The sequence below is a fragment of the Rhodobacter sp. SGA-6-6 genome (assembly GCF_011043545.1).
Lineage (GTDB): Bacteria > Pseudomonadota > Alphaproteobacteria > Rhodobacterales > Rhodobacteraceae > Pseudogemmobacter.
The window spans coordinates 133,070-144,729 of record NZ_JAAKGP010000004.1; the positions used below are offsets into that span (position 1 = coordinate 133,070).

13 protein-coding genes and 1 tRNA gene are annotated in these 11,660 nt (G+C 68.8%); 3 read left to right on the top strand and 11 right to left on the bottom strand.

The window, feature by feature from the left end:
• Positions 1-10 precede the first annotated feature (10 nt).
• Positions 11-607, bottom strand: coding sequence for a hypothetical protein (locus G5B31_RS09620; protein WP_165016623.1), 597 nt, complete (start codon positions 605-607; stop codon positions 11-13).
• A 150-nt stretch (positions 608-757) separates the two neighbouring features.
• On the opposite strand from G5B31_RS09620, the gene G5B31_RS09625 reads away from it, so the two are divergent.
• Positions 758-2,011, top strand: coding sequence for a DNA polymerase IV (locus tag G5B31_RS09625; protein WP_165016625.1), 1,254 nt, complete (start codon positions 758-760; stop codon positions 2,009-2,011).
• An 11-nt stretch (positions 2,012-2,022) separates the two neighbouring features.
• On the opposite strand, the gene G5B31_RS09630 is transcribed toward G5B31_RS09625, so the two are convergent.
• The gene (locus G5B31_RS09630) at positions 2,023-2,892 is read right to left on the bottom strand and encodes an N-formylglutamate amidohydrolase (RefSeq protein ID WP_165016627.1); all 870 of its coding nucleotides are present in this window, start codon (positions 2,890-2,892) and stop codon (positions 2,023-2,025) included.
• Between the two features lie 187 nt (positions 2,893-3,079).
• Here G5B31_RS09630 and G5B31_RS09635 point away from each other — a divergent pair.
• Positions 3,080-3,154: transfer RNA gene (locus tag G5B31_RS09635), tRNA-Val, on the top strand.
• Between the two features lie 72 nt (positions 3,155-3,226).
• Positions 3,227-3,352 (top strand): type B 50S ribosomal protein L36, encoded by a 126-nt coding sequence (gene ykgO / locus G5B31_RS09640; RefSeq protein ID WP_023666132.1) that lies wholly within the window; start codon positions 3,227-3,229, stop codon positions 3,350-3,352.
• Positions 3,353-3,526: 174 nt separating this feature from the next.
• Here ykgO and G5B31_RS09645 read toward each other — a convergent pair whose 3' ends face one another.
• From G5B31_RS09645 to G5B31_RS09685, 9 genes are all read right to left on the bottom strand, one after another.
• Complete coding sequence (locus G5B31_RS09645; RefSeq protein ID WP_165016630.1) at positions 3,527-5,569, bottom strand: TonB-dependent receptor; 2,043 nt, start codon at positions 5,567-5,569, stop codon at positions 3,527-3,529.
• 268 nt (positions 5,570-5,837) lie between these two features.
• On the bottom strand, positions 5,838-6,167 hold the full coding sequence (locus G5B31_RS09650) for an antibiotic biosynthesis monooxygenase (protein ID WP_165016632.1): 330 nt from the start codon (positions 6,165-6,167) through the stop codon (positions 5,838-5,840).
• Between the two features lie 159 nt (positions 6,168-6,326).
• Positions 6,327-6,623, bottom strand: a complete 297-nt coding sequence (locus G5B31_RS09655; protein WP_165016634.1) for a hypothetical protein — start codon at positions 6,621-6,623, stop codon at positions 6,327-6,329.
• A gap of 131 nt (positions 6,624-6,754) precedes the next feature.
• The gene (locus tag G5B31_RS09660) at positions 6,755-7,168 is read right to left on the bottom strand and encodes a cytochrome c family protein (protein ID WP_174212927.1); all 414 of its coding nucleotides are present in this window, start codon (positions 7,166-7,168) and stop codon (positions 6,755-6,757) included.
• Positions 7,169-7,180: 12 nt separating this feature from the next.
• The gene (locus tag G5B31_RS09665; protein WP_205911870.1) at positions 7,181-8,086 is read right to left on the bottom strand and encodes an FAD:protein FMN transferase; all 906 of its coding nucleotides are present in this window, start codon (positions 8,084-8,086) and stop codon (positions 7,181-7,183) included.
• Between the two features lie 4 nt (positions 8,087-8,090).
• Positions 8,091-8,648: a nitrous oxide reductase accessory protein NosL gene (locus G5B31_RS09670; RefSeq protein WP_165017157.1), complete on the bottom strand. Its 558-nt coding sequence runs from the start codon at positions 8,646-8,648 to the stop codon at positions 8,091-8,093.
• Positions 8,649-8,650: 2 nt separating this feature from the next.
• On the bottom strand, positions 8,651-9,472 hold the full coding sequence (locus G5B31_RS09675; protein ID WP_165016636.1) for an ABC transporter permease: 822 nt from the start codon (positions 9,470-9,472) through the stop codon (positions 8,651-8,653).
• The gene (locus tag G5B31_RS09680) at positions 9,469-10,365 is read right to left on the bottom strand and encodes an ABC transporter ATP-binding protein (RefSeq protein ID WP_165016638.1); all 897 of its coding nucleotides are present in this window, start codon (positions 10,363-10,365) and stop codon (positions 9,469-9,471) included. Before G5B31_RS09680 ends, G5B31_RS09675 begins: the two co-directional genes overlap by 4 nt.
• Entirely contained in the window at positions 10,331-11,659 is a 1,329-nt protein-coding gene (locus G5B31_RS09685; protein WP_165016640.1) for a nitrous oxide reductase family maturation protein NosD, read from the bottom strand. The genes G5B31_RS09680 and G5B31_RS09685 overlap by 35 nt, the downstream gene beginning before the upstream one ends.
• Between the last annotated feature and the right edge of the window lies 1 nt (position 11,660).

The window sequence follows — 11,660 nt, forward strand, 5'->3', positions numbered from 1 at the left end:
TTCGCTGCTGTCACAGACCGTCGGTGCGCGCTTCGCGCGTTCTGGTCAGGTGAAAGATCAACAGATGAACCAAGCTGATCAAGAAGAACAGGGTGATCGACACCATAAGGAAGTGGCCGAACCCAAAATTCTTTTGAAAGGTCGAGCTGCGGCGCAAGCTTGCGCTTTCCGACAAGGGGGCGAATATCTCATGCGCTAGGATAAGTGCCAGAACCAAAAGGCCCGCAAGCAGCTTCTGTGGCATGGACTGATCTTCCTCTCGAACATCCCCACCGGCTGTTGCAAGCGGATGGGTCAGCAAACGGGACCGGCGGGTCGCCAGATGGAGGATCAGAAAGGGTATCTGGAACACCACCAGCCAGAAAAGGGTAGCGCAGGTTCTCAGATAGGCGATGCCCAGTCCTGGACGATATGCCTCGGATGCCCGGAATCGGTCCGCAATCAGGTCGAAGCCCAACAGCCAGGCCCAGATGCCGCCGGGCGGGATAGCGGTAACGGCCTCATCGGTGATCGCCGCGTCGAAAATCCAGTAGGTGATAGCGACCGGAAAGGCCACCACCATCGCAATGAGGATGATTAGACGTTGCTTGCGGGAGCGGGGCTGCACGGGATTCGCTTTGACTTGTACTGAACTCGCCCCGTCACACTAGCCTTTCCAGAGCCGAAAGATACCGTGATATAAGCCTTTCTGGCGCATATTCCGTTACCCCCGGAACCCTTTGCCTCCGCCCCCGCCCGGCCCTATCCTGCCGCCACCATGTCCGCCCTCTGCCGCGACTGCCTGACCGCCTTCGACGAAGGCAAACGCTGCCCCGCCTGCCGGTCGCCGCGAGTGCTGGCGCACGCGGAACTGGACAGCCTCTCCATCGCCCACATGGACTGCGACGCCTTCTACGCCTCGGTGGAACAGCGCGACGATCCTTCCTTGCGCGACCAGCCGCTGATCGTCGGCGGCGGGCAGAGGGGCGTGGTCTCGACCTGCTGCTACCTCGCCCGGATCAAGGGCGTGCGTTCGGCCATGCCGATGTTCCAGGCGCTGCGGCTCTGCCCCGAGGCGAAGGTGGTGAAGCCGCGGATGGGGGTCTATGCCGCGGTCAGCCGCCAGATCCGCGCGATGATGGAGGAGCTGACCCCCGCCATCGAGCCGCTCAGCCTGGACGAGGCCTTCCTCGACCTCACCGGCACCGCCCGGCTGCACGGCGCCCCGCCGGCGCTGCTGCTGGCCCGGCTGACGAAACGGATGGAAGAGGAGCTGGGGGTCACCGGCTCCATCGGCCTGTCGCACAACAAGTTCCTGGCCAAGATCGCCAGCGATCTGGACAAGCCGCGCGGGTTTTCCGTCATCGGCCGGGCGGAGACCGCCGATTTCCTGCGCGGCAAGCCGGTCCGCATCATCTGGGGCGTCGGCACCGCCACCCAGGCGGCGCTGGAGAAGGCGGGCATCCGCACCATCGCCGACCTGCTGCGATGGGACCGCGCCGATCTGACGGCGCGATTCGGCCATATGGGCGACAGGCTCTGGCACCTGGCCCGGGGCGAGGACCGCCGCCGCGTCAGCCGCGACGAAAGGCCGAAGTCGATCAGCAAGGAGACCACCTTCTTCGAGGACACCGCCGACCCCGACATTCTCGACGGCCATCTCTGGCGGCTGTCGGAACAGGTGGCCGACCGGGCCAAGGCCAAGGACCTCGCCGGCCGCACCGTCACGCTGAAGCTGAAGCGCGGCGATTTCCAGCTGGTCACCCGCCGCCAGTCCCTGCCGGGGCCGACCCAGCTGACCGACCGCATCTACCGCGCGGCGCGGGCGATGTTCGATCTGGCCGGGACGCAGGGGCCGTTCCGGCTGATCGGCGTCGGGATTTCCGAACTGGTCGAGGGCAAGCTGGCCGACAGTTCCGACGATCTGCTGGACCCGGACGCCGCGAAGCGGGCGGCGGTGGAGCGGGCGGCGGACGGCATCCGCGCCAAATTCGGCACGGATGCCATCATCCGCGGCCGGGCGTTGCGCTAGGCGATCAGGGGCTATTCCGCCGCCAGCGGCATCTCCTGCCGCAGCGCGCCGCAGATGTCGGCCACCACGCCGCCGACCAGCCGGCGGAAGGCCGGGAAGGCGGCCGAGGGCTCCACCCGCTGCTCGTCCATGTAGAGTGCGCGGTCGATCTCGACCTGCACCACATGCACCCGGCGCGAGGGGCGGCCGTAGGCCTGGGTGATATAGGCCCCGGCGAAGGGGGCGTTGCGCGCCACCCGCAGGCCGGCGGCGACGAAGGCGGCCTCGATCCGGTCCACCACCTCGCGCCCGGCGGCGGCGCCGAAGCGGTCGCCCAGCACCACCTCGGGCCGCGGCTGGCCGGGGCGGGCGTGGCTTTCGATCGCCTCGTGCGGCATCGAGTGGCAGTCGATCAGCACCGCCTCGCCGAACCTGTCGCGGGTATCTTCGATCAACCCGCGCAGCGTGTCGTGATAGGGATGCCAATAGCGGCGCAGCCGGCGTTCGGCCTCGGCCGCGCTCAGCTTGCCGGAATAGATCGTGCGCCCGCCGGCGACGACGCGGGGAATCACCCCCAGACCCGAGGAGATGCGCGGATTGTGGGCCGACCGGCCGATGCCGTCGATCACCGCCGGGTCCAGTTCGTCCGCGGCGCGGTTCAGGTCGACGAAGGCGCGGGGGACGCGGGCGGCCAGCAAGGGGGCGCCGCAGCCGGGGGCGGCATCGTAGAGCCGGTCGACGAAGGCATCCTCCGACGACCGGATCGCCCGCCGGTCCAGCGCGGTTCCGGCCAGGAAAGCCGCGGAATACTCCGCCCCTGAATGCGGCGAGGCGAAGATCACCGGCGCCCGCTGGATCACGGGCCGGTGCAGGGAATAGACCTCGGTTTGCGTCTCCGGCACGGCGGCCCCGGTTGATGCGGCTTTCGGATGCGGCGCTGCCGCCCCTCCGGTATAACGGCATTCGCGCGAAAGCCAAAACCCCTTGCGGGCGGCGGGCAAGCTGGATATAGACCCTGCGACCGACGCGGTTCGCCCCGCGTCCTTTTCGTTTCATCGAAGGGGCATGGCGCGAATCGGACGGCAGCGTGGGCGGTTAGCTCAGCGGTAGAGCACTACGTTGACATCGTAGTGGCCACTGGTTCGATCCCAGTACCGCCCACCATTCGCCGCCCCCTCACGGGGGCACGGGTTTCAATCTGGCGCGGGATGCGCCGCGTAGAATGGAGGGCCGACCATGAAGGTTGCCAACTCGCTCCGCTCGCTGAAGACGCGCCACCGCGATTGCCAGGTCGTGCGCCGCAAGGGCCGCGTCTATGTGATCAACAAGACGCAGAAGCGCTACAAGGCCCGCCAGGGGTGATCCCCCGGGCCCTGCCTTCGGCAGGACGGATATGGAAAGGCCGCCCGCGGGAAACCGGGGCGGCCTTTTCCTTTGCGGAAAGCCGGGCGGGAACAGGTGTGCGCCCGCGGGGCCGTCCTCCCGGGTGCCCCCCGCAAGCGGGGGCGGCACGGGAAGCGGTGGCGGGACGGGCCGTTAGAACGTCTTCGACAGGAACAGGTTGACCGACCGTTCGGCGCCCGGCATCTGGTCGTAGGGCTTGTAGCTGCGGTCGGTGATGTTGTTCAGCTCCACCGTCAGCGCCAGGTCCTCCGAGAAATTGACATCGGCCCGCAGGTTCAGCGTGCCGTAGCCGCCCACCTTGTCCTTCAGATCGGTCAGGGCGGGGCCTTCGCGCAGGGCCGCGCCGCTTTCGGCGCGCATGAACAGGTCCAAGGTGCCCGAAAGCCCGCCTGCCTCCCAGTCCTTGCGAAGGCCGATCCGGCCAGACAGCCGGGGCGTGCCGCTGTCGGAGGTGGTGTAACCGCTGGCGTATTGCAATTCGCGCCGCATCACCGCCCCGGTGACATAGGGCGTCAGTCCCCAATCCTCGATGTAATGTTCGGCAACCAGTTCCAGCCCCCAGGTGCGGGCGGTATCCACGTTCTGATAGGTCTTGAGGGTAGGGGTGCCGATCTTGGCGATGTAGTCCTTTGCATCGGAGTAGAACAGCGTCGCGTCGATCAGCGTGCCGCTGCGGTCCAGCCGCGCGCCCAGCTCGAAGGTGGTCGAGCGTTCGGGACGCAGGTCGGGGTTGGGAAGGATATTTGCGCTGTCGGCATAGCTTTCCAGGAAAAGCTGCGAAAGCGTCGGGTAGATATAGCCCTGCGAGATATTGGCCCGGAAGGCCAGGTCCTCGGAGGGCATCCAGACCAGCCCGGCCGAGAACAGCGCCCTGCTGTCCGCGTTGGACTGTAACGGGTTGGCCGCCCCGTTGGTGGTGGAGGCCAGCAGATCGGCCTCGACCCCATACCAGCGGCCGCCCAGGGTCAGCGTCAGATCGTGGCCGAGGTCGATCTCGTGCTGCGCGAAGGCCGAGAGGGTGACGATCTTCGCCTCGTCATGGCGGTTCTCGGGCACCGCGCTCATCGGCTTCAGGGTGAACTTGTCGGCGGTCAGCCGGTCGTCCTCGTATTCCAGGCCGAGCACCGTGCGGCTTGCCGCGGAAAGCCGCATCTCGGCGCGCAGGTTGGCGCCGAAGGTCAGCTGCCGGTCGTCGGAATCCGAGACCAGCCGCATCAGCGGCAGCGGCCCCAGCGTCGCCCGCGTCTCGAACAGCCGGTCCGTGGTCTGGCGGTAGAGGTCGAAGCTCAGCCGCTCCAGCCAGGGCGCCAGGTCGGTGCCCTCGTAGAAGACAGAGGTCTTGTTCAACTCGCGCTTGGGCAGGCTGATGGTGAAGTCGGGGTTGGGGTCGTAGGTGCCGGTCGCGGGATCGAATTCCTCGACATAGACATTGCCCGCCACATCGTAGCGCTGCGCCCGCAGCCCGAAGTAATGGTCGCCCAGCCGATAGCCCAGATGCGCCGAGACGCTGCTGTCGCGGGTGTCCGAGGGCACCAGCCGCCCTTCGGGCGTGCGGCGGTCGCCCTGGTCCATCCGCCCGGCGCTGAGCCGGTAGTCCAGCACCCCCGCCCCCGCCTCGAAGCTGCCCGAGGCGGTGGCCGACAGCCGGTAGCCGTCGGTGGCCGACAGCCAGCCGGCGGTGGTGGCCAGCGCGAAGGGCTGCTCGGCGCCCTTCCTGGTGACGATGTTGATCACCCCGCCGATGGCCCGGCTGCCCGAGACCACCGAGGAGGACCCGCGCACCACTTCGATCCGCTCGATGGTGGTGGGGTCGACCAGCACCGGCTGGCCATAGTCGGTGTGGTCGGTCAGCTTCTGCCCGTCCACCAGGATGGCGACCCGGCGCGAGTTTTCGCCGCGGATGACGATCCGCTCGATCCCCTCCTCGCTGATCTGCAGCCCTGGCACGTCGCGCAGCAGCGTGGCGATGGAGACCGGGGCCTTCTGCTTCAGGCTGTCGCCCTCGATCACCGTGATCGAGGCTGGGTTGGTCAGCACCTCGGTCGGCAGGCCGGTGCCGAGCAGCGTGATGGTGCCGAGGTCGACATACGCCGTCTCGGCCAGGGCGGGGAAGGCGGAGGAAAGCGCGGTGCCGACCAGCAACGCGCGGAGAAGGGAAGTGCCGGAGGGGGCCATGTCATGGGTCCTTCCAGCCGACGGAATCGAAAGCTGCGTTGCCCGGCAGAGGGCTGGATGCGCGGGACGCAGGGACCGCGTAGCCCGGCCCTGCGGGCGCGTAATTGACAAAGGTCAATGGGTGGGAAATCCGGCCGGGAAGCTGCCCGCCCCACGGCCGTTGCGCAGCCCGGCGCTTCATTCCCCGGTGCAGCGGAGGATCATCCGGCGCGATTATGCCGCCAGGAAGCAGGCCCGGCGCGGCAGGCCGGGCCTTCCGGCCGGCATCTCAGGCCGCGCTGGCCTTGGGCAGGACGTGCTGGATCACCTCGAAGCCCTCGAACTTCTGCGCGCCCTCGTGCAGCTTGCGGGTCTCGCCGGCGCGGGCATGGGCGGCGCGGAACTGCTCGGACCGGGTCCAGTTGCGGAAATCCTCCTCGCTGGCCCAGACGGTATGCGAGGAATAGAGCCGCAGGCCGTTCTCCTCCGGCCCCTTCAGCATGTGGAATTCGACGAAGCCCGGCAGGGTGTTCAACTGGCTGTCGCGGCCGAGCCAGAGCGCCTCGAAGTCCTTCTCGTTCTCGGCGGCGACGGTGAAGCGGTTCATGGCGATATACATCGCTTGCGGTCCTTTCCGGTTGGAATGGCCTGCCCCGGGGGCAGGACGGTCAAGCGCTGGCTGTGCAAGGCTGGCTGGCCGGGAAGGTATAGGCCAAGCGGGCGGCACCATCAAATCCGCCGCGGTCCGGGCGACGGAAGGCCGCGGCAAGGCCGCCTCCTAACGGTTGCCGTCGATCCATTTCGACATCAGGCCCTTGTCGCGGAAGCATTCCTCCGGCACCGCGCGGCGCTTGATCCGGGCCAGCCGCTCGGCGAAGGCCACCTGCTTGGAACTGGGCAGCCGATCGGTGGGCGACAGCGGCCGCAGCCGCGCCTGCGCGTCGATCCAGGCCGAGAGGCTGCGGCGGTCGCGCTGCACCTCCCAGGGCAGGAGCGTCTGGTTCCGCAGCGCGAGCGAGCGGGCATAGGCCATCTGCCGCGGCGTGGGGGACAGGGGGAAATCGGGGTCTTCCATGGCGGAACTCCCTTTGCTGATCGGCCCCCTGATATAGAACAAACAGGGAACATTTTCAAGCCGCAAGGGAACAGTCCCGGCAGGAGGCCGGAAAGCGGCCCGCGCACCCCAAGGGCGCGCGGGGACCGGGGTCACTTCATGGTGGCCAGGTAGGCGGCCACGTCCTCGTTGCCCTTGTTCAGCTTGAAGGTCATTTTCGACTTGGCGGCGTCGTCGCCGGTCTCGGCCTTCAGCCAGGCGGCGGGGTCCTTGGTGTATTCGACCAGCGAGGCCTCGTCCCAGATCTTGCCGGCCGCGCCGACCGACAGGATGGAGTCGCCGTATTTGAAGTCGGGGTCCGAGGCCACCTGACGGCCGACGACACCCCAGAGGTTGGGGCCGGTCTTGCCGCCCTTGACGACCGCGTTGCCCTCGGGATCGACGATGGCATGGCAGGACTTGCACTTGTTGAATTCCTTGGCGCCTTTCTCGGCATCGCCCTGGGCAAGGGCCGGCAGGGCGAGAGCGAGGAAGGCAAGGGTCGTGGTGCTGACTCGGAGGATCATGGTTTGGTCCTTTCAGGCTGGCGTTATGGATTCGGGTCTGGTTTCGGCGAATTTCTCGCATAGGTTTTCGATGCCCGCCTTGACTTCCATCAGGCAGGCGGCGGTGGACAGCGCATCCGCCAGCGCCGCGGAGGGGGCCGAGATGCTGACGGCCCGCCAGACCGGGACGGCGGGGGTGCCGGTGCGCGGGTCCAGGATATGGCCGACCCGGCCCGCGGCATCGAAGGTGGTGCCGAGCGGGGAAGAGGTCGCCAGCGCCCGGCCGCGCAGGCCGACCTGCCCGCCCTGCGCCAGATGCACCGGCCAGTCGCCGCCGCGCGGGTCGCCGCCGAGGGCGCGCAACTCGCCGGTGTCGATCAGGATGTCGGCCAGTCCTTCCGCCTCCAGCAGCGCGGCCACCCGGTCGGCGATGTAGCCCTGCGCGATGCCGTTCAACGTCAGCGCCATGCCCGGCGCCATGCCGATCCGGTCGGGGCCGATCCGCAGGTTCTGCCAGCCGGTCCGCGCCAGCGCGGCCTTGCGCTCGTCCCCCGTCGGCAGGCGGCCCTGCACCGCGGTTTCGGCGTAGAGCGCCCAGAGCGGCTGCACCGTCGGGTCGAACAGCCCGCCGCTGGCGGCATGGACCGCCCCGGCCAGCGTCAGGCATTCCAGCAACTCGAAGGGCGGCGCCTCCAGCGTGCCGGAGGCATTCAGCCGCATCAGCGCCGAGTCCGGGCGGTAGAGGCTGAACACCTCCTCCAGCCGCGAAATCTCGGCCAGCGCGCGGGCGGCGATGGCGGGGGCGTCGGGATGCGATAGCCGCAGGGTGACGCGGGCGCCGAGCGCCTGCCCGGTGGCGACATGCAGTTCCTGCGCCAGCGCCGGCACGGGCAGGCAGCAGGCGGCGGAGATGGCAAGGAAACGGCGGCGGCTCAGCATCGGGTCATCCTCCGGTCTGGTCGGACAGGTCGCGCAGGCGGCGTTCGTAATCCGGGTCTTCGCCGGTATCCGGCTGTTCGGGCGGGATCACCAGCGCGTCGGGAATCTCGGCAAGCCGCATCACGCTGCCACCATTCGCCTCGGCGAAGGCACGGGCCTTGTCGCGGTCGGCGAAGGGGACGAATTCCTGCTCGCCCATGCCGCCCTCGATGGCGGCGCCGACCACGTAGAAGGCGGTCGTGGCGTCGATCCAGTTCGCGGCTCCGGGGTCGTCCCAGGTCGCGCCGGGGGCGCCCATGTCGCTGACCCAGAGGGCGAGGATGCGGTGGCTCTGCTCGGGCATCCGCACATAGGCAACCACGTCGCGGATCTGGCTGAAGAACAGCGGCGTGCCGGGCAATCCTTCGAGATGCGCCTGCCCCTTCGGGCCGGGATGTTCCAGCATGTTCATCTGGCAGAAGTAACCCACCGCCTCGGGGGTAAGTTCCACCGGATCGGTGTTCTGGGTCACTTCCTCGCGGCAGGCCGCCAGCGCCAGCACGAAGATCAGCGCGCGTTTCAGGGTCATGGGATCACCTTTCGGAAGGCGGCGATGGCCAGCGCCAGCGCCAGCACCGGCCAGAGCAGGATCGAGGTCAGGGATTGCCAGGCCGGCACCGTGGCCGCCGCGCCGCCCACGCCCGCCGCCGCCGCCGTCGCCTCGGAGGCGGACAGGTTGTAGAGCCGGAAGGCATCGGCCGGGTTGGCCAGCAGGGCGACGGGGAAGCCGTGGACGGTGAACCAACCGCCGTTGTCGGCGACGATGGCGGCAAGCAGGCCGAGGTCGTAAAGCACCACCAGCCCCAGCCACAGCCCGACCGCCAGCCCGGCGGCGCCGGAGGGGCGGCGGGACAGGGCGGAAAGGGCGTAACCGATGCCGATGAAGGTGGCCCCCAGCAGGACCGAGGTTGCCAAGAGCCGCAGCATCGCCGGCAGGCCGGCGCTGGCCGCGGGATCGGCCCAGAGGGCAGCGGCGGCGGCCAGCCCGTAGCCCACGGCGCAGGCCAGCGCCAGCACCGCCAGATGGGCGATCAGCTTGCCCGCCAGCACCTCGGCCCGTGAAACCGGATAGGTCAGCAGCAGCGGCAGCGTGCCGCGCTCCAGTTCCCCGGCGATGGCGTCGAAGCTCATCAGCAGCGCCAGCAGCGGCACCAGATAGACCGCCAGCGAGGTCAGCGAGGCGACGATGACCGACAGCCTGTCCACGCCGAGGCCCCCGGTGGGGGCGGAACCGGCGGCGGCCAGCACCAGCGAGAACAGCGCCATCAGCACCATGGCGATGGCGACCCAGCGGTTGCGCAGCGCGATGCGGAATTCGGTTCCGGCGGTGGCGAGGATGCGGCTCATTGCCCGTCCCTCTTGCTGAAATGGCTGTAGAGGTCCTCCAGACTGGGCGGGGCCACGTCCAGATCGGCGACCAGATCGCCAAGCGCGGCAATGCGCGCCAGCATCGCCAGCTTCTCGCCCTGCCCGCAGGACAGAACCAGCCCGTCGGCCCGAGGTTCCGCCCCCGGCAGCGCGGCGGTGACCGCCTCGCCCGCGCCCGGACGCGGGGTGACCTGCAGCATCACCGGCAGGTCGGCGCGGCGGCGCAGGTCGGCCAGACTGCCCTCGGCCACCATCCGGCCCTTGGACAGGATCAGGATGCGGTCGGTCCGCGCCTCCACCTCGGTCAGCGCATGGCTGCTGAGCAGGATCGAGGCCCCCCGCGCCGCCAGCCCGTCCAAGAGCGCGTAGAAGTCGCGCCGCGAGACGGGATCGAGGCCCGAGGTCGGCTCGTCCAGAACCAGCAGTCGCGGCGTGCCGATCAGGGTCTGGGCCAGGCCGACGCGCTGGCGCATCCCCTTGGAATAGGTGCCGATGCGGCGGCGGGCGGCGGGGCCGAGGCCGACCTGCTCCAGAAGGTCCATCGCCTTGCCCGGGCTTTCGCCGCGCAGCGACAGGTAGTGCCGCATCTGCTCCAGCCCGGTCAGGGCGGGGTGGAAGGCGGCGTTCTCGGGCAGGTAGGCCACCTGCCGCCGCGCCCCGGCGCTGCCCGGGGCGGCGCCGCAGACCTCCACCTGTCCGGCGGTGGCGGGGATCAGGCCGAGGATGATCTTCATCATCGTCGACTTGCCTGCGCCGTTGTGGCCCAGAAGCGCCACGCGCTCGCCGGCCGCGACGGTCAGCGACACCTCGGTCAGCGCCGCCACCTCGGCGAAGCGCTTAGTGAGTGCCGAGATTTTCAGCGTCGATGTCATCGAAATTGCCTTGCGCCCAACGGCCGGCCACCAGGGCCTCCATCGCGGCGATGTCTTCTGGAACGGGGATGGCGAGCGGCGCCATCAGCGGGTGGCTGTCCACCACGCCGCCGGGCAGCGTGGCCGGGAAATTCGATTGCGACCAGCGGATCAACTGCACCGAGGGCGCGCCGGTCAGCAGCTTGGCCGCGGGCTGGGACCACAGGATATGGTCCATCAGGTCGTTGGGGCGGAACACCCCGTCGGCGATGCCGTCGCCGTTCAGGTCGAAGGCCGGATGGTCGGACCAGTAGTTGCCGCGGCCCTCGAAGCTCCACTCCAGGAAACGGGTGCCGACATATTTCACCTGCTCCTGGTTGCCGAGGAAGGCATTGCCGGTCAGCACGTTGCGTTCCGACCCGGCGGTGAAATGGATGCCGATGCCGCAGTCCTGGAAGCGGTTGCCGAAGATCAGGTTCTTGTGGGCGTTGTAGACGAAGAGGCACTTCTTCGTGCCGCCCCGGACCAGGTTGCCGGTGACGTCGGAATTGTTGGTGTAGTTCAGCATCACCCCATGCTCGCGGTCGCCCAAGCTGAGGTTGCCGCGCACCACCGCCCGGTCCGAGTTCATGATGGCGAAGCCGAGGTGGTTGCCGATCGAGATGTTGTCGATCACCTCGGTGCGGTGGGTATACATGAAATGGACCGCGAAGCGCAGGTCGCGGAACAGGTTGCCGCGGTAGGTGCTGTCCTTCGAGGTGTTGGAGAAGATGCCGTCGCGGCCCCAGCGGATATCGTTGCCCTCGACCAGCGCGCCGGGGCTGTTCCAGACATAGACGCCGTTGCCGCGTTCGTTCATTCGCGGATTCTGCCGGCCCTCGATCACGTTGCCGGCGACGCGCACGTCGCGGCCGCCGTGGATGTCGACGCCATGCATGTTGTCGGTCAGGTAAAGCCCGGTGACCAGCACCCGGTCGGCACCCTTCAGGATCTTCACCCCGGCGTCGAGGTCGGCGTTCACATGGCCCGATCCGGTGACGGTGAAGCCCTCCAGCACCACGTCCGGCGCGGTGACGGTGATCACGGTGCCCTGCCCGCCGCCGTCCACCACGGCGCCGCGCGGGCCGCGCACAGTCAGGCTGCGGTCGATGGTGACGGGGCCCGGATAGGCCCCGTCGGAGAGGATCAGCACATCGCCGGGGGAGGCCCCGGCGACGGCCTCGGCCAGAGCGCCCGGCCCGGGCACGACCTGAAGGTCCCGCGCCCAAGCGGGCGGGGCCAGGCAGGCCAGCGCAAGGATCAGGGCGCGCAGCATC